19 protein-coding genes are annotated in these 23,142 nt (G+C 44.8%); 10 read left to right on the top strand and 9 right to left on the bottom strand.

Annotated elements, in window-relative coordinates; all coding sequences use genetic code 11:
• The 3 genes from STSP1_RS01475 to STSP1_RS01465 all read right to left on the bottom strand — a co-directional run bounded on the left by STSP1_RS01475 (position 1) and on the right by STSP1_RS01465 (position 6,204).
• Positions 1–2,298, bottom strand: a complete 2,298-nt coding sequence (locus STSP1_RS01475; RefSeq protein ID WP_085754652.1) for a GH92 family glycosyl hydrolase — start codon at positions 2,296–2,298, stop codon at positions 1–3.
• A gap of 4 nt (positions 2,299–2,302) precedes the next feature.
• Positions 2,303–3,439 (bottom strand): glycoside hydrolase family 76 protein, encoded by a 1,137-nt coding sequence (locus tag STSP1_RS01470; protein ID WP_085754651.1) that lies wholly within the window; start codon positions 3,437–3,439, stop codon positions 2,303–2,305.
• Positions 3,440–3,555: 116 nt separating this feature from the next.
• Positions 3,556–6,204, bottom strand: coding sequence for a glutaminase family protein (locus STSP1_RS01465; protein WP_085754650.1), 2,649 nt, complete (start codon positions 6,202–6,204; stop codon positions 3,556–3,558).
• A gap of 190 nt (positions 6,205–6,394) precedes the next feature.
• Here STSP1_RS01465 and folE point away from each other — a divergent pair, with 190 nt between their 5' ends.
• The 4 genes from folE to STSP1_RS01445 all read left to right on the top strand — a co-directional run bounded on the left by folE (position 6,395) and on the right by STSP1_RS01445 (position 10,234).
• Positions 6,395–6,988, top strand: a complete 594-nt coding sequence (gene folE, locus STSP1_RS01460; protein WP_085754649.1) for a GTP cyclohydrolase I FolE — start codon at positions 6,395–6,397, stop codon at positions 6,986–6,988.
• A complete protein-coding gene (locus STSP1_RS01455; RefSeq protein WP_085754648.1) occupies positions 6,989–7,789 on the top strand; it encodes a 6-pyruvoyl trahydropterin synthase family protein in 801 nt (266 codons plus the stop codon).
• On the top strand, positions 7,786–8,751 hold the full coding sequence (locus STSP1_RS01450; protein WP_085754647.1) for a GDP-mannose 4,6-dehydratase: 966 nt from the start codon (positions 7,786–7,788) through the stop codon (positions 8,749–8,751). The genes STSP1_RS01455 and STSP1_RS01450 overlap by 4 nt, the downstream gene beginning before the upstream one ends.
• Before the next feature lie 79 nt (positions 8,752–8,830).
• Positions 8,831–10,234 carry an aspartate ammonia-lyase gene (locus tag STSP1_RS01445; protein WP_085754646.1) on the top strand — a complete coding sequence of 468 codons (1,404 nt, stop codon included), beginning with the start codon at positions 8,831–8,833 and terminating at the stop codon, positions 10,232–10,234.
• 3 nt (positions 10,235–10,237) lie between these two features.
• On the opposite strand, the gene STSP1_RS01440 is transcribed toward STSP1_RS01445, so the two are convergent.
• The gene (locus STSP1_RS01440; protein ID WP_085754645.1) at positions 10,238–10,522 is read right to left on the bottom strand and encodes a Trp family transcriptional regulator; all 285 of its coding nucleotides are present in this window, start codon (positions 10,520–10,522) and stop codon (positions 10,238–10,240) included.
• 250 nt (positions 10,523–10,772) lie between these two features.
• Here STSP1_RS01440 and STSP1_RS01435 point away from each other — a divergent pair, with 250 nt between their 5' ends.
• The 3 genes from STSP1_RS01435 to STSP1_RS01425 are packed head-to-tail and all read left to right on the top strand — an operon-like array spanning position 10,773 to position 13,240.
• Complete coding sequence (locus STSP1_RS01435; protein WP_085754644.1) at positions 10,773–11,549, top strand: type II secretion system protein; 777 nt, start codon at positions 10,773–10,775, stop codon at positions 11,547–11,549.
• A gap of 13 nt (positions 11,550–11,562) precedes the next feature.
• On the top strand, positions 11,563–12,522 hold the full coding sequence (locus STSP1_RS01430; protein WP_085754643.1) for a hypothetical protein: 960 nt from the start codon (positions 11,563–11,565) through the stop codon (positions 12,520–12,522).
• A 19-nt stretch (positions 12,523–12,541) separates the two neighbouring features.
• On the top strand, positions 12,542–13,240 hold the full coding sequence (locus tag STSP1_RS01425) for a hypothetical protein (protein ID WP_085754642.1): 699 nt from the start codon (positions 12,542–12,544) through the stop codon (positions 13,238–13,240).
• Between the two features lie 90 nt (positions 13,241–13,330).
• Here STSP1_RS01425 and STSP1_RS01420 read toward each other — a convergent pair whose 3' ends face one another.
• The 4 genes from STSP1_RS01420 to glmM all read right to left on the bottom strand — a co-directional run bounded on the left by STSP1_RS01420 (position 13,331) and on the right by glmM (position 17,777).
• On the bottom strand, positions 13,331–14,065 hold the full coding sequence (locus STSP1_RS01420) for a response regulator (RefSeq protein WP_085754641.1): 735 nt from the start codon (positions 14,063–14,065) through the stop codon (positions 13,331–13,333).
• Positions 14,066–14,482: 417 nt separating this feature from the next.
• A complete protein-coding gene (locus STSP1_RS01415; protein ID WP_085754640.1) occupies positions 14,483–15,295 on the bottom strand; it encodes a tetratricopeptide repeat protein in 813 nt (270 codons plus the stop codon).
• A gap of 75 nt (positions 15,296–15,370) precedes the next feature.
• Positions 15,371–16,414, bottom strand: coding sequence for a hypothetical protein (locus tag STSP1_RS01410; RefSeq protein ID WP_118158556.1), 1,044 nt, complete (start codon positions 16,412–16,414; stop codon positions 15,371–15,373).
• A gap of 16 nt (positions 16,415–16,430) precedes the next feature.
• The gene (gene glmM / locus STSP1_RS01405; protein ID WP_085754638.1) at positions 16,431–17,777 is read right to left on the bottom strand and encodes a phosphoglucosamine mutase; all 1,347 of its coding nucleotides are present in this window, start codon (positions 17,775–17,777) and stop codon (positions 16,431–16,433) included.
• Positions 17,778–18,206: 429 nt separating this feature from the next.
• Here glmM and STSP1_RS01400 point away from each other — a divergent pair, with 429 nt between their 5' ends.
• Positions 18,207–19,337 (top strand): cellulase family glycosylhydrolase, encoded by a 1,131-nt coding sequence (locus STSP1_RS01400; protein ID WP_085754637.1) that lies wholly within the window; start codon positions 18,207–18,209, stop codon positions 19,335–19,337.
• Between the two features lie 95 nt (positions 19,338–19,432).
• Here the strand turns inward: STSP1_RS01400 and STSP1_RS01395 are convergent, their stop codons facing one another.
• Positions 19,433–20,551 carry a 6-phosphofructokinase gene (locus STSP1_RS01395; protein ID WP_085754636.1) on the bottom strand — a complete coding sequence of 373 codons (1,119 nt, stop codon included), beginning with the start codon at positions 20,549–20,551 and terminating at the stop codon, positions 19,433–19,435.
• 296 nt (positions 20,552–20,847) lie between these two features.
• On the opposite strand from STSP1_RS01395, the gene pta reads away from it, so the two are divergent.
• Both pta and STSP1_RS01385 read left to right on the top strand, forming a co-directional pair.
• On the top strand, positions 20,848–21,849 hold the full coding sequence (pta, locus tag STSP1_RS01390; RefSeq protein ID WP_085754635.1) for a phosphate acetyltransferase: 1,002 nt from the start codon (positions 20,848–20,850) through the stop codon (positions 21,847–21,849).
• An 81-nt stretch (positions 21,850–21,930) separates the two neighbouring features.
• Complete coding sequence (locus tag STSP1_RS01385) at positions 21,931–23,118, top strand: acetate/propionate family kinase (protein WP_085754634.1); 1,188 nt, start codon at positions 21,931–21,933, stop codon at positions 23,116–23,118.
• Positions 23,119–23,142: the final 24 nt, after the last annotated feature.

Below are 23,142 nucleotides of genomic sequence, written 5' to 3'. Positions count from 1 at the left end.
TTACTCCAATTCTTTAGACATTGAGTAAGGTGCATCGGAAGGATCATCTCCCCAGTCTTTGTTTGGTTTATCGGACATATCGAAAGATACTCTTCCGCCGTCTTGGATATCTTCATAATTCAGATAAGTCTTCGAATACGGCTTGCCGTTCAAACGGGCGGTTTCAATATAGATATTATCCTTGCAGTTATCTTCCGCTTCCACGGTGAATACATTTCCGTTTTCGAGCTTCATCTCAGCCTCTTCAAAAATCGGGCTTCCTATCACAAACTCACCTGAGCCCGGGCATACCGGATAAAAGCCGAGAGCTGAGAATACATACCACGCTGAGGTCTGGCCGTTATCCTCATCCCCGCAAAGACCGTCGGGGGTGGGCTGGTAGAGCCTGTCCATAACCTCTCTGATCCATTTCTGCGCCTTCCAAGGCTGGCCTGCATAGTTGTACAGGTAAATCATATGCTGGATCGGCTGATTGCCGTGGGCGTACTGACCCATATCTACAACGGTCATCTCTATGATCTCGTGTATCGGGAAGCCGTAATAAGAAGCGTCGTATTTCGGAGGCGTTGAGAAAACAGAATCAAGCTTCTCTGTGAACGCTTTCTTTCCGCCCATCAGGTTCATAAGCCCCTGAGGGTCCTGGAAGACGGACCACGTATAATGCCAGGCTGAGCCTTCTGTGAAAACTCCGCCCCACTTCTCCGGTACGAATGGAGACTGCCATTTGCCGCTTTCTTTTTTGCCTCTCATAAAGTCTGTGCTTTCATCAAAAACGTTTCTGTAGAACTGAGCCCTCTTGCGGAAACGCTTAATATGCTCTTTCGGCTTGTCCAGAGCCTTTGCAAGCTTCCAAATTGTATAATCCGCATAGCTGTATTCCAGAGTGCGGGCGATGCTTTCATTTACTCCGACATCGCAGGGAATATAACCCTTTTCGTTGTAATAGTCAACGCCGAGCCGGCCTACCGATGAGAGATTCGGATGCTGGTTTTCGGAATTTTTCAGGATCGCCTCGTAAAGGGTTTCAATATCGTAGCCTCTGATTCCGCTGAGGTAGGTATTTGCGATTATCGAAGCAGAATTTGAGCCCACCATGCAGTCTCTGTGCCCGGGGCTTGCCCATTCCGGAAGCCAGCCGCTCTCCTTGTAGGTGTTTACAAGGCCCTTCATAATATCAGCGTTGAGCTCAGGGTACATTACTGTGAAAAACGGGAAGACTGCGCGGAATGTATCCCAGAAGCCGTTGTCTGTGAACATATAGCCGGGAAGCACCTTCCCGTTATAAGGGCTGTAATGAACCATCTCGCCGTCTTCATCGAATTCATAGAACTTCCTCGGAAAAAGAAGAGTGCGGTAAAGGGCTGTATAGAAATTGCCGAATTGCTTTTCAGTGCCGCCTTTAACCTTGATCCTGTTTAGCTGGGAATTCCAAATCTCTTTAGCTTTGGAGCGGGTCTGAGAGAAAGTTTCATTGCCTATTTCTCGTTTGAGATTGAGCTCTGCCTGCTCAGGACTGATAAACGAAGAGGCCACTTTAACGTTCACAGGCTCGCCCTTGCCGGTCTTAAAGCGGACTGCTGCACCGACGTGCTTGCCCTTCTCTTCGCTGCTGCCCTTCCTGATGTTCCAGTCGCTCCAAGTTGAAACCTCTTCAAAATCCTTGTCGAAAACCGCTACGAAGTAGTTGTGAAAGTTATCAGGTACGCCGCCGCTGTTGTTGCGGCAGTAACCTTTGATCATTCGCTTTTCGGGGATTATCTTTACGTATGAGCCCTGATTGAAGGCATCCAGCAATACGTAGGATTTATCTGATTCGGGGAATGTAAAGCGAAACTGAGCCGCCCTTTCGGAAGGAGTGATCTCGGCGGTAACATCATAATCTGCCAGATAAGCCTTGTAGTAATGCGGTTTTACCGTTTCGGCCTTATGAGAAAACCAGCTTGCGCGTTCTTCTGTCCTAACTGAAAGCTCACCGACTACCGGCATCAGTGCAAAGCGGGCATAATCGTTGATCCAAGGGCTGGGCTGATGGGTCTGCTTGAAGCCGCAGATCTTGTAGTCGTCGTAGTTGTAGCACCAGCCGTTGTTCTGGTCGGTGTTGGTTACAGGGGTCCAGAAATTCATGCCCCAAGGAAGCGCTATCGCAGGATAAGTGTTGCCGTTGGAAAATTCGAATGCAGAATCAGAGCCTACCAGCGGATTTACATAATCCAAGGGCTGATTTTTCGTCTCCCCTGCAAATAAAACTGAAGTAACGAATGCTGCTAATAAAATGAAAAATATATGTTTGAGTCCCATTATGTTAATCCTTTTTTTCTGTTTTCTTTTGCGCAAACTGATATTCTGCTGCTGCTAAGTATCCCCGTGCCGCTGCGGCGGGATAAAGCAGCTGCCAACGCCTAACTGGGCTCGAGTTTTTGTCGTCCCAGTCGTCTGAATATCTTCCTCGAGGCCCCATCACATTCTCGCGGACATTTCTCATTACCTCAAAAGCTATATTCTTCCATTTTGGATTTCCGGTTATCTCGGAAAGCTCAAACCACGCTTCTACCAGCGTAAAGCCGAACATGGCCTTGCAATTCAGTCCGCCATCATCTTCATACCATTTCTCAATACTGGCATCTGCTGTTTTTTTGGCTTTTTGAAGATAGCTCTTTTCTCCTGTAATTTTATAAAGCTGGATATAGCACCTTACAGGCATAGCTGAGTTATAAGACCATTTCCGCCGGCCAATCCTGGCGTCTTCAGTTATATGGTCGAAATATAAGCCTTCTTCATCTTTGAGCGTTTTATCAAGCCACTGCATCAATTCTTTGGCTTCATTAAAATATTTGTCCTGCTTGGTAATTTGGTAAAATTTTAGGCATGAAAAGGAAGTCGGAGCAACTGAACAGGTATTTTTTGATTTTTTTGCATTTTCAGGCCAATTTTCTCTCCAGAAAAGGCCTCCGCCGTCTTCATCAACTCCGCTGAGGCTGTAATCTATTGTTCTCTTAGCTTTTTTAAGAAATTTTTTGTCTCCCGAAGCCTCATATGCATCAATCAGTGCCATAGCTATCCATGCATTATCGTCGTAATAACGGTCCACTTCTGTATTTTTATGTACAGGGAGGCAATTGTATCCGCCTATTCCGCCGGAAACAACAAAATATTCATCAAGAATTTTAACCTGATTTTCAAATTCAGGCTTGTATGAATCATCAATTTCAAATGCCTGAGCCTTGGCAAGAAGAAGGATCGCATTCCCCCATGCGAACGAAACATCATCCCGAGAGCTGTCCTCATAGTAGCCGAGGCCATGTTCTAACTTGAGATCTTTATCAATCTGATTCAGAGTCTCAAAGCCCCATTTTTTAAACGGAGCTTGGGCAGAATTGCTGTTCGCATAGGCGAAAATTAAACACAAAATCAAAAAGCAGTGTATTATTTTAAAACGCATAAACGATTATTCCAGAATAGAAAATATGCAGGCTATGATAAAGAATTAAGATGTTTTAATCTTTACACAGCCTGCACAAAAATGTAATGTTTTAATTTCCTGAGGTAATCATACTTTTAATCCTGCTCGATAACCTGCGCAAGGCCAGCATCGATATACTGCCCGCCGGTTGTCTGGCGGCAATGTATAGCCATAGTATTTTTTCCTTGCTTTAAGGCATCAAATGCTTCTTCTTTGATTTTGTAATGCCCGGGCGAGCTGGTATATCCGTAGAGCTTTGCTGCCATTTTGCCGTTGATATAAACCGTTGCGTCTTCATCGTGGTGTATCATAAGCTCGAGTTCTTCCGGAATATCATCGAGATGGAATTTTCTTGTAATCCAGATGTTCGGGGTCTCCCAAACGGTATTAACCTCGGCAGAAGGCGTTCCGCTGGTTCCAAAGCCAGCCGCTCCTCTGCTCCACCCCTCTTCAATTGGGTCGAAGGATGGTTTATACCAGTTCTCGTTTGCCGGTTTATCGAAAGTATAATACCACATTTTAGGCTCGTCGTAAGACATCTCAACAACCGGCTCAATCTTTGGCGGCTTCGGCAATGGAGCCCACTGCCCTGCTACTGAGCCTGCGTCCTCAACCCATTTATTCCAGACTTTCTTGTTATCCATCAGCTTTATAAACACGCCGCCGACAACAGGGCGTGCCTGAAAGCCTCTCTGCTCTGCGTTATGAGTCCAGTACCAATCTGTCATAGGTACTCGGTCAGGGGTTTCGCTGATGAACTTTCTCACAGGAGCGATGAGGTCTTTGAAGTCTTTTTTGCTGCCGGTAATTGATGCCGTCCAGAAAATCCAGTCCAGTTTTGTGTACTTGCTGCGATTATCCAGCGGAAGGCCGTATTTATTCTGAACCTTCTTGTAGTATTCCATCTCAGTACGGGCGACAGAATCTGGGAATAAATTCAAATCAAGGATTCTATCCCATACAAGATTGTACTTCTGGCTCCAAGTGCCCGGTTTGTCAAAGGCGAGGCGGTAATGGTCACCGTCATCTGCCATTTCCATCCACTGTTTGGCATATTTTTGGGCAGTTCTCCTGTACAAGGAAGCTCTGGCCTTTTCTCCCATCATATCAGCCATATCTGCGTATGCTGCCAGCGAAACAATCGCCTTCATTGAGAGATTAACATTATGCGCAAGATGGCCTGCGAAATCGTCCGTACAGAGCTGATTTTCAGGATCTAAGCCTTTGCTCTTCAAATATTCTGCCCAAGAAGAGAGTATATCCCAGTATTTTCTTGCAAACTCTACATCGCCTTCGGCCTTCACGGCTGCTGCTGTGAGCAGTATCATATTACCGCATTCCTCAACAGGCATCTGGTTTTCGGCAGAGCGTTCGCCGCCGCCGTAAACCTGCCCCATCGCATGCGGATAAGTTCCCACATCGTGCGGGGCAAATGGAAATTTCCAGCGGTCTGAACGGCCGTATTCAAGTATTGGTACAAAGGAAGCCTTGGCGAGAGTTGGGTTGAGAAGCAGAACCTGCGGGGCGAATGGATAGAATACATCAACGGTGCCCATGCAGCCGTTGCTGAAATTCTCTTTGCTGAACATAAGAGGCATACCGTTTTCATCTGCAACAACCTTGTTTGCTGAAAGCGCCTGCCTGTACGCAAGAGAGGCAATCTTAACGTAATCATCCCCGCCGGCCTTTTTAAGATCCTGCATAAGCTCTTTGTCAAAGCTTTTGCATCTCTTTTTAATTTGATTGAAGTTTTCCGCTGCTCTTGCTAGAACATCTTCGATTGTCTTGCCGTCCTTTTTCCAATAAGCCTCAAGCTCATCTCCAAAATACAGAACTGACTTAATGTCATCATAAGCAAGCATCATCCGGCAGCTTGCGGATTGGCCGCTTTTAAGCTTTCTGTCGAATTTGTACGCCATCACAGGGGCATCTTCCTCAACCCTGCGAGGCATATCTTTATCCATTGAGCCGGGTAAATCGCCTCTTGCAGCGAAATATGCACGACTTTTATGAGCTTTAGAAATCTGGGATTGAGGGTTCTGCCCTTTCGGTGCGGCCATATAAAAATAGCCCCAGTCTATACGAACGTTATCGCCTTTCCTTGCCAGTACGTTCTGACTCTGTGTACCAGTTTTGAGAACATTGAGGCTGTCGAAATCGGGCTTAGACCACTCTACATATTGGTTGTTCTGATGAACAGCAAGGTCCATTCCTGCATCCATATATACTGATATATCGTGAGACTTCCCATCAACTGACTTTGCTTCCCACTCAAGCCAGACAACCGGCTGGCTTAAAAGGTCTATATCATCCGGTAGAGCAGCCTGCATAAATTCCAGTTGAATCTCAGCTCCGCCGGCCTGAAAGGTGTAAACTGTTCTGGTGGGATAAACATCAAGTGAGATTTGTTTTGCCGGGTTAATTGCTTCGGGCTGATTCCCCATAAGACGGTATGTTTTCCCATCTATTCTAACCATAGATACCAATGGGTGGTCTGTGCCTGTCCAGTGGCAGGTTGCAGAACCGTAAAGCTCATCTGCAGGAGACCATATACTGAAATAAGGATCACATGCAATAAGAGGCACTGAAGGCGGCCTGAAGCTGCTCTCATTTGACTTATTTGCCAGAGATGGGTTTGCAGTAAATGCAATTAGTAAGACAGTTAAAACTCCCGAAACCCGCTTAAAAAAGCCTTTTCTTTCGGATTTTGCAGGGATTACTGCCTCAAAGATGTTGCTATGCATAATTTTCTCCTAAAAATTGAATAATTGACAATGTTATCGCAAACTAAAAAGAAAACTGATAACATTCTTTTCTTTTAATTATTTATGAACGTACAATGAAAATATGCAACTTAAAAAACAAAACCGAATATAAATTAAGTACTGAAGTTTGAGTTGACTAACGCAGTGAAATGGAAATAATTATCTGCTTATGAGCGAAGAAAAAAACAAAACAATAGACCACAAAAGAATTGAGGCAGCGGTACGTGAAATACTGCTTGCCATAGGAGAAAATCCGGACAGAGAAGGCCTTGCGGAAACTCCGCAAAGGGTAGCTAGGATGTATGAAGAGGTATTTTCAGGGCTCGGGCATCAACCCTCAGAACATACCGAAAAACTCTTCCACGAAGACTATAACGAAATTGTTGTATTGAGAGATATTGCATTCTCAAGTACGTGCGAACACCATCTTATGCCCTTCAGCGGGAAAGCACACATAGCTTACCTGCCTGACAAGCATATTATAGGACTAAGCAAGCTGGCGAGAGTTTTCGACTGCTTTGCAAAGAGGCCGCAGGTTCAGGAGAGGCTTACAATACAGGCAGCAGATTTTCTCATGGAAAGGCTCAACCCCAAGGGAGTGGCTGTTGTTGTGGAAGCAAGCCACAGCTGTATGACTGTGCGGGGAGCCAAAAAACCGGGTTCATTTATGGTAACAAGCGCTCTTAGAGGCATCTTCATAAAGGACCAGAGGAGCCGGTCTGAGGTGATGAGCCTGATTAGAGGCGCAGGCGGGGTTCAATAAATGCACAGGCTTACGCGCCAAATAAGGTTCAGCGTTGATCCCTTTCCCAATGGCGGCGATGCTGAAGGGTTCAACTCGTACTGCTCCAAACCGGCCGGCCACGGCTTTGGCTTTTTCATCTGTCTGAACGTAGAAGTGGAAGGCAGCGTACAGCCGGATACAGGGTTTCTTATAAATCTTGCAGAAATTGATGCCAAAGCAAGGCGTGTAGCAGTTAATATTTACAAGAAAAGGATTCGTCAGCTCATTGCAGAAGGCAAAAACGTAAACCTTCAACGAACATGTGAAATACTTAGGGAATGTTGGGGAGGGCTCCGCAGCAGCTTTACTCCTCAGAAGCTCTCGAGCCTCGAACAGCTAGTAAATCCTTACAAGAAAATAACAATTTCTGGAGATAATATGCTCCTATACAGCGAAAAATTTGAGTTTGCAGCTACGCACAAGCTCTGGAATGACAACTTTTCAGAAGAACAAAATTTTGATCATTTCGGGAAATGCGCGAATCCCGAAGGGCACGGACATAACTATGTGGTGGAGATAACTGCGGAGCCGGAGAACTGGAAAGATTTTGACAGATTCGATTTCCAGAAGAAAGTAAATGAGCTTTTCATTGACAAACTTGACCACAAAAATCTCAGCAGAGATCTGGATTATTACAAAAAGCTAAACCCTACTGTGGAAAATATAACCGTTCACTGCTGGAATACTCTGAGCGATAAACTAAAAGGGGCAAAGCTTAAAAGCGTTAGGATATGGGAAAATGACAGGGCATACTGCACGTACAAGGGCGAACAGGGATGAAAATTTTTGTAACAGGCGGAGCGGGATTTATAGGCTCGCATCTTGTAAGGAAGCTGCTCAGAGAGGGGAATGAGGTTGTTGTACTGGATAACCTTTCTACCGGCTCTCTGGATAATATTGCTGATGTTTTGGACAACCCCGCCCTTTACTTTACAGAGGGAGATGTCTGCGACAAAAATCTTACCCTCAAACTTTCAAGCGGGTGCGGTCAGATGTATCACCTCGCTGCGGCTGTCGGGGTTAAGCTGATTATAGACCGCCCTATACATACCATAAAAACAAATATTTACGGCTCTGAAGTTATGCTGGAAACTGCTCATCAGCACGGAGCAAAACTGCTTATAGCCTCCACAAGCGAGGTTTACGGAAAGACAGAGAAAGTACCATTCTGCGAAGATGACGACACGATCTACGGCAGTACCACCCACCCACGCTGGGCTTATGCATGCAGCAAAGCTGTGGATGAATTCCTCTCGCTTGCCTACTACCGGCAAAAGGGTCTGAAGGTGCTTGTTGGGAGGTTCTTTAATACAATAGGCCCAGGGCAGACGGGCAGATACGGAATGGTAGTTCCGCGTTTTATAGATGCCGCACTGAAAGATGAACCGATCAAAGTTTACGGCAGCGGAGAGCAAAGCAGATGCTTCGGGGCGGTATGGGATGTGATAAGGGCAGCAGATATGCTGATGAGCACCGAAGATGCGTTTGGCGGGGTTTATAATATCGGCAACGACAAACCGATTTCGATAATGAAGCTCGCTGAAAGAATTGTTGAGCTTACAGGCAGCAAAAGCGAGATAGTTCTTGTGCCTTACGAAAAGGCTTACGGAAAGGATTTCGACGATATGATGGTTCGACAGCCATCGCTTGAGAAAGTGAGAGAAAAAACCGGTTTCAAACCTGCATACAGCCTTGATATGATACTTCAGGAAATGATTGAATATCAGCAGAGAAAGAAATGAACATCTTTTTGACAATGGACAGCGAACTACTCTAAGCAATATTGATTATGTTCACTCATTACCATTAAGCGGTTAATAGATGAATTACAGAACAGAAAAAGATTCCCTCGGCGAAAAACAGATCCCTGTCGATTCTCTAAGCGGAATACATACTGCAAGAGCGATAGAGAATTTCGGGAGCATAGGAGGAGAATTAAATCCAAGACTGCTCAAGGCCTATGGCTTTGTAAAGCTTGCCTGCGCAGCGGTGAACCATTCGCTGGATTATCTGAATGACGAGAAGTTTGCAGCTGTAGAGCAGGCATCTAGAGAGCTTTCAGAAGGGCTAATCGAATTGCCTCCCGCCCCTGCTGCACTGCAGGGAGGTGCAGGCACTTCCACAAATATGTATGTTAATGAGGTAATAGCGAATCGGGCGCTCAATATCAGCGGGCTTTCGAGCGGGGAATACAACAAGATCTCGCCGCTGGATGATATAAATCTGCATCAGTCAACAAACGACACCTACCCAACCGCCATGAAAACAGCAGCCATATTCGCATCAATTGAATTAGAGCAGGCAGTAAGCGAGCTTGCAGACGTTTTTCAGGAAGGCGAAAGAAAATTTTCTGAAATTCTCAAGCTCGGAAGAACTCAGCTTCAGGATGCAGTACCAATGACTCTCGGACAGTCTTTCGGCGCATGGGCTGAAGCCTTCAGCAAAGACCGCTGGAGGATATATAAATGCAAAGAGAGGCTCAGGGTGATAAATCTCGGGGGAACAGCAACCGGCACAGGAGCGGGGGCAGATAGGCGATTTATTTTCGCAGCAGCGGATGAGCTGAGAAAAATAACCGGCCTTCCGCTTGCGCGGGCGGAAAACCTTGTGCAGGCAACACAGAATCTCGATGAGATTGTTGAGGTTAGCGGAATACTCAAAGCCCTTGCATCAAATATGTTCAAGATATTCTCCGATTTGCGTCTGCTCTCAAGCGGCCCTGAAGGTGGACTGGGCGAGCTGATTCTCCCGCAGAAACAGGCTGGCTCTTCGGTAATGCCAGGGAAGGTTAATCCGGTAATAGCGGAAATGGCTTGTCAAGCTGGCATAGATGCAATCGCCAAAGACTCAGCAATTACCACTGCTGCAATAAGCGGTCAGCTTGAGCTCAACGCATTTTTGCCCCTTATTGCGGATAATCTGCTGGGCATGTTTGATAACCTGATAATTGCGGCAGAACTCGGCACGAGTATGCTCGCTGCGGGGATTCATGCAGATAAACAAAGATGCGAGAAAAACATCCACAGCTCCACTGCGGTGATTACCGCATTCCTTCCAATGTTCGGCTACGAAAAATGCTCTCAGATAGCAGAAAAGGCCCGAAAAGAAAGTAAAACAATAAAGCAGTACCTCCTTGAGAGAGGGCTTTGCGACGAAAGCACCTACGAGGCAATGACAAGCCCTGAAACAGCATCTTCTCTCGGTTTCAGAAAGCCAAATAGATAAGCTTTATTTAGTATCTTCAGAAAGGCCCCGATCGAGAAATCTCTTACAGGTTGAGTCCGGATTTTTCAGTATCTTTGAGCCCCTTGTGATTTTGCAAAGGCTTATGCGAAGATTTGAGGCAATCTGACGCTGAGGCATGCCGCTGTGAACCATCTTCAAAAGCTTCCACCTGAGAATCACATCCTTCTTTTCACTTGGAGTTAGGATTTCTTCAAGGAAGCATTCCATATCTGCGGGATTGTCAATTTCCAGTAGTATCTGAATAAGTTCTTTAAAGTCCTGCTGCATAATCCGTTCTTAAATACAAAGTTGAAAAATTATTTACTTAAGAATATAGTGGATTTGAAGCTTTTTGAAACATAAAAATAGCTAACCTGTTTGAATAAAATACAAAAAATTCAGCAGCTTTTAAAATTTTTTTTTAAGTTTTTACTTGATAAATGAGTTGAGCCTTATAAGATTAGCTTCGCCTAAACAAAATTCGACGTTTTTTTTGACAAATTTTTTAGGTAAGGCTAACATTAAAAGCAAGATAATAATGAATACATCGGCAAACGGTAAAGACTCTGGCAGTACAATGATAAGAAGCAAATCCTGCGGATTCAGTCTCATTGAGCTTCTGGCTGTAATCAGCATCACAGCCATTCTGATATCTTTTCTTATTCCAGCCCTCGCAAAAGCGAGGGAACACGCACAATGCGCAGTATGCCTTTCGAATCAAAGGAATACAGGGATCGCTTTGAGATTGTATATAGACAACCATAATGGAGTTCTTCCCTCCGCTGAGCCTTATCCGGGCAAATACGGCAGTCTAAAGCAGCACTGGTTTATGAATCCTGAATTTCTAAGCTATCTGGATATTGAGCTGCGAAGGGATGATGATGGGGATCTTCTCGGGCCGCCACAATCACGCAGCGTTCTAACCTGCCCTGCTCACAGAAAGCCAGCCCGCACAAGGCACAGCCCGCCGGAATACCCTGAAAAAAACAAGGGCTACGCTCTTAGCTTTGCAGCGAATGCTGTTTTAGGTGTTTCAGGAAGGGGCAGTATGCCCACTGAATACAGAAAAGAAGGTGAGTTTCGCCGCCCCTCAGAGGCAATGATGTTTACTGATGCGAACGGCACGCTTCATGTTCCGGGCGTAGTGCTTTTCGAAGGCTGCCCTCGGGATAACTTTGCCTTCAGGCATAACAGCAAGGCAAATATTCTGTTCTTAGACCAGCACACTGAAAAAATGGGGAAAGAGGAAATTCCGTTTTTTAACCGGTTCAGTGAAAAACGTTTTGGAAAATTCTGGTATGCAAAGAGAAATTAATAAAGGAGCAATTATGAAAAAAGCAAAAACATTAACAGCATTTATTCTAACACTCGCCGTTTTAACAAACGCCGAATATATTGAGGGCGTGAACTGGGCTGATGAAGTTTTCAGCTGCACGAACCGAATTCAAAGCTGGGCAGATGGTCAATGCGGCGGCCCCGGCCCGAATTTTATCAGCCTCCAAACGCCTCAAACCAGCTGGTGGGTGCTCGGACAAAGCGATTGTGACGGTAACGGCAATATGCAGGCGTGGGATTTTGAAGAGGGAGACAGGGATTATGCTGCTGGCTGGAGAGGTGGTTCGCAGATAAATGCGGGCCAGGAAATTGTTGTGTATTTTGAGAATTCGCTTGAGGACAATGCTGGAGCTGATCTTGTTATCCGACTTTACTGCGGCCCTGCTGCTAAGGCCTCTGTTTACGCAGGCCAATCGCCGGACAATCTTGTTCAAATAGGCGAAATTGAAGGCAAGCTAAATGATGTACCGGGGAAAGGCGGGCACTTGTATGATGCCGAGTTTGATTTCAGCGGCAAAATCTCACAGCCCGTTCATTTCGTAAAAGTTTTTAGAGAAACAGTCGGTTCTCAAACTGGTATGTTTTTTGATTCATTCCGATCTTCAAGCGTTAAGCTTCCTGAAATTAAATCTGAAGCTGCGCAGTACGGCTGGACGATCCCCGAAGATGCAAACAGCGACTGTTTCGTAAACCACTTGGATTTTGCAGAAATAGCAGAGAGCTGGAAAATCTGCTTCGATCCGAAAGTGAGCGGTTTCGAAGATTCTGTTTTCGAAGATCCTAACTCTATTCCATCAGGCTGCCACGGAGTTTGGCAGGCGGGATACGGCTTGCAGGCCGACATCAACAAAGACTGTGTGGTAGATTTCGAAGATCTGCTTCTATTTGCAGAAAATTTCTTAACCTGCACAGACCCTAATAACGAAGATTGCCTTAAACCATGGAACTTATAAAAACAAAAGGAAAATTATTATGAAAAGCAAAACCGTAAAACTTTCAACTTTTATTTCGTTTGCGCTGATGAGCATTGTCCTCATTTCAGGGTGTGATAAAGAATCAGACAGCTCCAAAGAAATACTTCAGATGATAAAGAATACAAAGCCTGTCAAGGCAGCCTCTGAAGACGGGGGGCTAAGAGATCTTTCTCTCTATGAGGCTTTGAAAACTCATCAGGAACACGAACATTCCTCTCACCATCACGAAGATGATAACCACTATCATCACGAATATAAAGCTCACCAACATGATGAACTCACCCATTTCTGCCTCGGGATAACCACGGGATTTAAGGCCATCCAATTCGCTGATGCCCAATTATCTCCTAATTCTCGATTAAACCCAAAGGAGCTTGAGATAAGCGTAAACGGTGCTATGGAGGGGGTTTGGGACATATTCAGCATATATGCAGGCAGTAAGCGTGAATTCGAAGGCACTGACAAACCAATGAGCAGCTCAAGCTTCACCTTCACAGCTAAAACTCCAGATGCAGCTCAGGAGCTGAAATTTCGTCTCAAGAAAACAATCATACCCGAAAAATTTTTCAAGCTGAAAAATAAGGGTTACGGCTGCGGTAATAAAGAGCTTGGGGAAGCTAAGAATAAAGCTCTCCGCAAGATTCTCAGCTCATCTGCTCAAGAGTGCTTCGAACTTGTAAACAATACCAGCGATTAAGAAACTTCCTTTCACATATAAGTGTTACTCCTCATTCTCTGCCGGCGGCTGCGTAAGCTGCCGGCATTTTTCTTATGGCAATCACCCAAGCTAAACGGTAAAATCTGATATGTCTGTGAGAGTAAGAGAAGCGTATTTCATATGGTTGTTTTCAAAGCTTACAGGGCTGGTTTCAGCACGGTAAACCCGTCCCTTGTAATTTTTAACGAGATATGCAGTTTCATTTGCCTGAAATGTTGTTGCGAGCGGGCAGTGCGAGCATTTACTTTTCCCGCCGCAGGTAACCTCAAAGCAATTCCTTCCGATTGCCATATTAGGCGAAAGCTCAAAAACAGAGGAAAACTCAAGGTTGCAGTATTTTATTATATAATTGCTGTCTATAAGGGCTATCGGCTGCTTTATTGAACGGAAAAGATTCTTAAACATCTTCTCCCTTTCAGAAAGGTTTTTCATCAGCCTGAAATGTTCGAGCTGATTATTAACCCTCACTGCAAGTATCTCAGGAACAAAGGGCTTTGCGATATGGTCAACCCCTCCAACATCGAATGCCCTTTTTATGTCTTTTATCTCGTCTCGTGCGCTTACAAAAAGTACAGGAATCTCGGAGGTGTGCTCGTTTTCTTTGAGCTTTCTGCAAACCTCATAGCCGTTCATTTCAGGCATCATAATATCCAGCAGAATTATGTCAGGCCTGTTATGCGTTGCACAGGCAAGGCCCTCCTTTCCCGTTAAAGCAAGCATTACCTCATAACCGGCATTGTTGATAACAGTAGCAGCTACTCTGAGATTGTCAGGATTGTCATCTATAATCAAAACTTTAGCCATAAATATCCTGAAAAAGTTTTACGCCTGATTTAAAGTATAATCATAATTCCTCTCATTGATTCAATCGTTAGCTGAACCAAAGTCCTGCTGCACATATTATTCTAATAATCTCTAAAAAGCAAGATAAAAGAAGGGATGCCCGGGGTGTGGCATCCCAAATAGAAGGGTTTTGGTGTTTTGTCTTAATCAGTAATTTTTATAATATTATAAAAATAAATAATGAATTTCATAAAGGGGAACAGAAAAAAATAATTATATCTTATTGAATGTGAATTTCCTAAACAGCTGGTTTGATTTTACCTGCTTTAGATCAAATATCAAGCCGTTTTAACGTTTTAATTTCGAATCTGACGACTTTTATTGAGATTAAAAAGCGGCCTTGATTAAAGCCGCTTTATGTTTCCGATTTCAAAAAGCTCAGTTTTTCATTTTTTCTTTCATCTGCTCAGAAGAGCGTGTTTTCTGAATCTCTTTGATTCTCATTTCTGCTGTTTCAATATTAGCAGGATAATCTGTTTCTTTTTTAATAGCGAGTTCGTAGTAGCGAAGCGCCTCTGAACGCTTGCCAAGCTTTTTATCGAGTATGCTTGCCAGCTTAAAGCGTACAGGGTATTCCTCTATGTCCGGATTCCATTGAACTGCCCTTTTATAGTAAAGGGCTGCAAGCTTGTAATCCTTGAAAAATGAATAAATCTGCCCTGCTCTGTAGGCAGCATCATCCACCTTGTCGCTGTTTGGAAATTTTTCGATAAGCTCATTGAACATATTTAGAGCCTTCCTGAAGCCCGGTGTATCTCCAATGAGTATTGTAAAGCGTGTTTTATTGTACAAATCGTTTGCCTTCTTGAAGAGCTCGTCTGCCTCGGGAACTGAGACAAGATTTTTAGCATTCTTTGAGGATATCTCACCTGTAACAATAAATTTGTACTGCGGAGTATCCCCGATCATATCAAGCTCTCTGGCAGCCCATTTAGATTTGCGGAAGTTGCCTGTGTTCTCATAATAACTCCTGAGAGTCTTTAAAGCCTCCACATATTCTCGTCTTTCCTGAGCAAGCTTTTCCACCAGATCAACTTCTGCAGCCTCTGGCGGGGCATCATAGCTTTGCTGCTGCACTTCATCAGCTGGCTCTGTTGTATAAATAGAGCTGTATCTCTTTTCCTCACTGCACCCTGCCAAAGCGAATGCCAAAGCAAATACTGAAACAAATAAGATTGTACCGTTTTTCATAAGTAGGCCTTTCAAATACACGGTTAAACGCCAAATTGCAAATGTTCTTTTAGCGTAACAGAGAATTGTTTTAAGTCAAGAGTTAAATCTATCTTTTTTAATTACTTCGCCCGGCAAACTTGAGGTCCCAGGCCATAGTTTTCTGCCCGGGTATATAAGGGTTCCGATACCGGTTTTAACGTTATCGCCAATGAAGGCGCCGAGCTTTCGTCTGCCTGTATCAAACTTTTTATTTTCGATAAGTGTAGTATGATTTCCGCCGTCGTGCCGATAGTCTGCTGTTATAGTACCTGCGCCGAAATTGCAGTTTTCCCCGAGCACAGAATGGGCGGCATAGCTGATGTGCTTTGAGGTAAACCCGTCCATAAGTACCGAATCATATATCTCCATCCTGCCTGCCTGAACACCTTTTCCTAAAACCGTATCTTTGCGTATATACGCAAACGGGCCGACAGTGCAGCCTGAATCAATAAAAACAGGCCCTTCAATATATGTCCCGCTTTTAATTAACGTACCTTCTGCGATATGTACATCGCCCTTTATTACTACATTATCCTCAATTTCCCCCTTTATCTCTCTGACCTTGAGCCTTCGCACCAGCTCAACATTTGCCTCGAGATAATTCCAAGGATAACGCAAAGGCAAACAGTAATCCTGCACTTCCACAGGTCTCAGGCATTTTTGAAAATCATCGCTTATGCTAACTTCTGCTGGGTCAAAGGAAAACGCATTTGCTTCTTTACCCTCGCAGGTGAGCCTTGCATTTCTATCCGCTGCAAGCATCTGCATATCCTCTTTGCTGTAAATGCTGTCGCATTTAAACAAAAGCACCTGCCTTGTATCAAAGAGGCTCCTTTCAACTTCAGTCAGGCAATCATTCCAGTTTGTTGAGGCGGTTATGAACCGAACTTTCACTCCGTTGAATTCATCACCGAGCTTTTCTATTATTTTATCTGCCTCAAACCCTACAAAAACAATATACTCCTCTGCCTCCCCGCAGGCGAGCAGGTTATGCTCTATTACGGTCTTGTCCAGAGCCTTGAGCATAGCAGCAGGCCTGTTTACAGTATGAGGGCTGCACTGAGGACTTTCCATCGCGGCATAACAAATAACTTTCATCTGCTTATCTCCATATTTAAGCTCCAGCAGCTATAATTTTTTTCGCTTCTTCGTTGATCTCTTCAAGCATCTGTCTGTCCGGGCCTTCCACCATTATCCTGCATACATTCTGCGTTCCGGAATACCGCACATACAGCCTTCCGCTTTCGCCGAGCCTTGAATCTGCACTTTGCTTAAGCTCAGTGAATCCTGGAATCTCTTCAAATGGGCGTTTCTGTTTCACCTCAACCTTATCGATCACTTGGGGGAAGAGCTCAATCTGCCCGGCAAGCTCAGAGAGCGGCTTGCCTGATTCCTTCACCATTCGGGCAAAATGCACTGCGGCGAGTATCCCGTCGCCGGTAGTAGTGTAGTTTCCCAGAATAATGTGCCCGCTCTTTTCCCCGCCGAGGGTATAGCCGTTCTTGAGCATTTCCTCAATCACATATCTATCGCCGTTAGCAACTCGAACAGTAGAAATCCCTCGTTTTTTAAGCTCTTCATCAACAGAGAGATTTGTGTACTGAGTTACAACCACGGAATCATTTTTCAGCCAGCCCTTGGACTGATAATAAAGAGCAAGCAGGAAGATAGTTATATCCCCGTCAACCACGCATCCCTTTTCGTCGAGGGTTATAAGTCGGTCGGCATCGCCGTCGAAGGTGATACCGATATCAGCATCGCTTTCAGCCACGAATTTGCTTGCATTTTCCGGGTACATTGCTCCGCATTCCTGATTTATGTTATTTCCGCTAGGGGCATCATTAACAACAATCACCTCCGAAGCGAGATCTTTGAAAATATCTCCCGCTACAGGGCTTGCTGCCCCGTTTGCGCAGTCGAGCACAACTTTCAACTCTTTCAAGCTGTCTCTATCTGCGGTAAGTGTTATAAAATCAGAAAACTGTGGCTTAAAATCCTCACATACTATCTTACCCACTGCTGCGCCGGTAATATGCGAAGTATCCAGAGAGTCTTCAAGGATGAGCCTTTCGATCTCAAGCTCCTTCTCATCAGGAAGCTTAACACCCTTGTTGGAAAAGAATTTTATTCCGTTATCCTCGGGTGGATTATGCGAGGCAGTTATCACAATACCGGCATCTGCATCTATCATCTTCGCTGCAACTGCTGCTGCTGGCGTAGGCATTACGCCTATCAGCCTTACATCTGCCCCCATAGCGCAAAGCCCTGCCGAGATTGCCGCCTCCAGCACCAAGCCTGATGCCCTTGTATCCCTTGCAATCACAAACACTGGACGAGTTTCTTCCCTGCGGAAAATCTTTGCCGCTGCCTTGCCCGTTCTCACCGCTGTTTCAACATCAAGAGGGTATGCGTTGGCCAGCCCTCGTATCCCGTCTGTTCCAAAAAGTTTTCTTTCAGCCATTTATTTATCCAACTCTTTAAATATATTTTCAGAATCTGGGGGTGATTATAATATATGCAAAAGAGGAATCAAACTTTGCTTTACAATAAAATATTCTTCGGCAAAAAATATGACACGATGATATCTTTTGTGTAAATTCTCTTTAATGTTATTCTTTGGGTGAAAGTGAGGAAGCGGAAGGCCGAGGAGCAGAAAAACAGAAAATAACAGGATTTACAGGATTAAATATCGCAACCCATCGAATAGGTGCCTGTTACCTGTTTTAATATGCAAAAAAAAATTAATTTTTTGCATGTAATATGTGAGGGCCTACTGATATCTATACAAGGCTCGTTATGGCCGCAAAAAAGCTTTATAATAGCAGTTTCCTGTTCTTGAACGGACAAGTCGGAGAAGAAAAATTTTAATTTATTTGCAAAGAGGTTTACTATGACAAAAAAGATTACAGCAATCACCCTTCTGTCATTGATGGTCTTCTGCTTCGCTGCTGAAGCGGGAAACTCCCAGTGGAGCGTGGAAAAAGCGAAACAGTGGTACTCGAAGCAGCCTTGGATGGTAGGCTGCAACTTCCTTCCAAGCACTGCTATAAATCAGATTGAGATGTGGCAGGAGCTTACTTGGGACCCTGAGACTATCGACAAGGAGCTCCGCTGGGCACAAGAGCTGGGATTCAATACTGTCCGCGTATATCTGCATGATCTTGTTTATGAACACGAAAAAGAAGGCTTCATTAAAAGAATCGATGAATTCTTGGACATCTGCCAAAAGCACGGGATGAGGCCATTGTTTGTTTTCTTCGACGACTGCCACTGGGCTTGGCCGCATATGGGCGTTCAGCCGAAGCCGGTACCTGGCGTGCACAATTCCGGATGGAAGCACAGCCCAGGCTGGTTTACAACAAAAGCCTACGAGAAGGGAACTGTAAGCAAGACTGAAAAGAAAAAACTTGAAGACTACATCAAGACGATACTAACAGAATTTTCAGATGATAAAAGGATTTTAGGATGGGACCTTTACAACGAACCCGGAAGATCAGGCAATAAACCGATAAAGCTGCTCAAAGATACGTGGCAGTGGGCTTGGGATGTAAGGCCGTCTCAGCCACTTACTGCCTGCGTGAACGGATGCTCTAACGACCAAGCGAAACGGATAAACGCAAAAAACAGCGATATATACAGCTTTCACTCATACCACAATCCAAAAGGTACACAAAAACAGATTGAATTTGCAAAGAAGGACAGCAGCGGCAGACCGATTTTCTGCACTGAATATATGGCCAGGACTAAAGGCAGCACCTTCCAGAATTGTTTGCCGGTTTTCAAGGAGGAAAAGATCTCCTGCTGGAATTGGGGACTGGTTGATGGAAAATCGGGAACAAAATGGCCGTGGTCTTCGCGAACAAGAGACAGAGGGGGACAAATAAGGCCTGTTCCTTCATCAGATCCGGATAATGCTCCGTCTGACCCGCCGGTATGGTTTCACGATATCTTCCGTAAAGACGGAACGCCTTACAGACAGGCGGAAGTGGATTTCATCAAGAAATTTTTAAAAGCTGATTAAGAAGAAACGGTATATTCAAAAATCTATATTCCTAACATTTTTGAATGCAGAAACGGGCATCAGCAGCAGAAATACCTGCGGTGCCCGTTTTTTTATTAGATTTTAAGTTCACACCCCATATTTGTGTCAACGAGAAGAGCAGTTTTGAGCCATTCGTGGTCGCTGGGAACTTTCCTTGTGATTCCGGCAACCTTCTCCAGATCAACCGGAACACATTTGTCATTTTTAACGCCCACCATCACATTATAAACCCCCTCAGCAAGCAGCTGTCCTACTTTCGTTCCAAGCCTCGTACAAAGCAGGCGGTCGGATGCCGACGGGCTCCCGCCCCGCTGGACGTGCCCGAGCCTTGTAACCCTTGTATCAATTCCGCAGGCCTGAGTGATCTTGCGGGCAATCTTGGTTGAAGTGGTTTCTTCAACTAGGTAAGTACCGTCATCATCCATATATGTTTTCTTCTTCTTTTTCTTTTTGCCGTTTTCCTTTATCTCATCCGCCTCTTTTTGTGAGATTGCACCCTCTGCCACAGCAACAATTGAGAATCTTTTCTGATGTCTTCTTCGGGCAAGCAGGTGATCTACAATGCTTTCTATTTTGTAAGGCAGTTCAGGAATGAGAATCACATCCGCTCCGCCTGCAATCCCAGCCCCGAGAGTGAGCCAGCCAGCCTTGTTACCCATAATCTCGCATACAATCACCCTGTGATGGCTTGTTGCAGTAGTATGGAGCTTATCAATAGCGTCTGTGGCGATTTCAATTGCCGTATCAAAGCCGAATGTGATATCGGTTTCTGCCACGTCATTATCGATGGTTTTGGGCAGTGTTATAACATTCAGCCCCTTCTTGCACAGATCCATAGCATTCTTCTGCGTACCGTTCCCGCCGAGACACACAAGGCAGTCTATGTGATTTCTCTGAGCGTTTGCAACAGCAATATCTGTTACGTCAAGAATCTGGTCGCCCATTGGCATCTTTCGGGGTTTGTCCCTGCTTGTACCGAGAATAGTACCGCCGTTGGTAAGTATGCCGCTGACGTTCCGGTCTTCTAGAACCATCGTTCTGTTCTCAACTAGGCCTCTGAAACCGTCGAGAAAACCTACGACCCTTGAACCGTTTGCCATTGCAGACTTCGCCACGCCTCTGATTGCGGCATTCAGCCCCGGACAGTCGCCGCCGGAGGTTAATATTCCTACGCATTTTGTTTTGTTGCTCATAATTCACCCTGTATTTTTCTTATTTTAAGGCTTAGTATATACTGCACGATTAAATTATCAACACAACAAAAGTTTTGCAATTACGATACAAATTCCTGATGACTGCTTACTTAAGGGAACTATAATAGTTTAATTATCCCTTCCTTAGCATTGCAGATTTTCAGTTTGAAATCGTTTTGCTGATATTTTTCCAAAATATTCAGGATTAACTGCAAACTGTCTTGAACAGTAAAAGAGTTTTTTTATAATTTTCCGACGTGGTTTTTATCTTTTAACAATTCAAGAAAGTTGGCACAATGTCTGAAACAGAACAATTTCTAACAAATATTACGAAAAAAGCTAAGTCTCTCTGCAGACATATAGTTCTGCCTGAAGGGGAAGACCAGCGCATGGTGGATGCTGCTTCGATGGCTTCGAAGGAAAAAATGGCAATAATTACTATGCTTGGCGATGCACAAAGCATAACATCAAAACTCGAAGAAGCCGGCGCAGCAATGGATATGATAAACGTTGTCAATCCGGCTGATTCTCCAAAGCTTCAGGAATATGCTGAAGAATTTTACCAGCTCCGCAAGAAGAAGGGAATAGATATGTCCAAGGCCGAGCAGGCCGTTAAGGACAGTATGTATTTCGGCACAATGATGCTCAAGCAGAACGATGCCGACGGGCTCGTAGCTGGAGCAGTTCATTCCTCGGCCGATACAATCCGACCCGCTCTTCAGATTGTCAAATGCGCCCCGTCTGTTAATACTGTTTCGAGTATGTTTTTTATATGCAGGGGCGAGGAAACTTACCTCTTTTCAGACTGCGGCCTTAACCTCAACCCCACTCCCGAACAGCACGCAGACATTGCCCTAGCAACAGCAAACACAGCGAGGCAGTTCAGCATCAAACCCCGCATTGCAATGCTGTGCTATTCGACAAAAGGCTCAGGACTCGGTCCTGATGTCGATGCGATGCAGGAGGCAACAAAGGCAGCTAAAGAGAAGCTATCCAGCGAATTTGAAGGTGATTACGATATTGACGGCGAGCTTCAGCTGGATGCGGCTTTTGTGCCTGAGGTGGCAGCTAAAAAAGCACCCGAAAGCCCGCTGGATGGTAAGGCAAATGTGTTCATATTCCCAGACCTCTGCGCAGGCAACATAGCATACAAGCTGGCTGAGAGAATGGGAGGTATGAGCGCATACGGCCCGATACTGCAGGGTGTAGCAAAGCCTGTGAACGACCTGTCCAGAGGCTGCAGCGCAAGAGACATTCTGGCCACAATAGCAATAACAGCCATACAGGGCGAAAAATAAAAACAAAAAGGGTGCATAATGCACCCTTTTTTAGTTCAGCATATATAATTAGAAACAGAGAAGTATAAGGTGATTAGATAAATGAAAATTCTCGTAGTAAACTGCGGATCAAGCAGCTTGAAATATCAAATTTTCAAGGTTGAAGAAGGCACTTTCAACCTTCTTGCTAAGGGCTCTGCAACACGGATAGGAATTGAAGGTTCTCTAATAGAACATAAGCCTTCAGGCAAAGAGGAATGCACTATAGAAAAGCCTTTGAAAAATCATAAAGAAGCGATGCTTGCAATTGAACCTCTGCTCACTGATAAAACATACGGTGTGCTTAAAGATATATCAGAGATTAACGGCATCGGACACAGGGTAGTTCACGGGGGCGAGATTTTTAAGTCGTCCGTGTTTATTGATGATAAAGTTATCAACGACATTGATGATTTATCCAAATTTGCCCCTCTGCATAATCCCGCAAACCTTACAGGCATCCAAACCTGCAGGCAGCTTATGGATGCACCGAACGTTGCAGTATTTGACACTGCTGTACATCAGACAATGCCGGAAAAGGCCTTTATGTACGGCCTGCCATTGGAGTATTACAAGAACAAGGGCATAAGGAAATACGGATTCCACGGCACAAGCCACGATTATGTTTCGGCTGAGGCTGCAAAACTCATCGGAAAGCCTTTCGAGCAGTGCAGGATTATCACCTGCCATCTTGGAAACGGAAGCTCAATAACGGCATTCAAAGACGGCAAGGTTCAGGATACTTCTATGGGGCTCACTCCCCTCCAAGGCGTTGTTATGGGCACAAGATGCGGCGATGTTGACCCGGCAGCAGTTCTCTCTGTTATGCAGTCCGATGGTATAGGCCCGAAAAAGATGGATGAAATACTAAACAAGAAATCAGGTCTTCTCGGCCTTGCAGGCAGCTCTGATTTGAGGGATGTGATCGATATGGCCGAACAGGGAAATCAAGACGCGGAGAACGCTGTTGAAATTCTGGTTTACAGCATTCAGAAGTATATCGGCTCATATCTTGCAACGCTGGGCGGTGCTGACGGCGTTGTCTTTACGGCTGGTATCGGCGAGAATAATCCAATTATCAGAGACAAAGTTTTGAGCTGCTTTGAATATGCCGGAATCAAAGTGGATAAGAATAAAAATGAGACCGGCGAGAAAATATTTTCTACCGAAGATTCGAAAGTGAAAGCTTTGCTTATACCTACAAACGAAGAACTGATGATTGCAATGGATACCTACAAACTGATTAACTGAAAGCTTGCATAAAACGGGAATCTA

Origin of the sequence: Sedimentisphaera salicampi, assembly GCF_002117005.1 — a bacterium.
GTDB lineage: Bacteria > Planctomycetota > Phycisphaerae > Sedimentisphaerales > Sedimentisphaeraceae > Sedimentisphaera > Sedimentisphaera salicampi.
The sequence above is the reverse complement of the archived record's forward strand: the minus strand, read 5'-3'. Positions and strand labels throughout refer to the sequence as shown.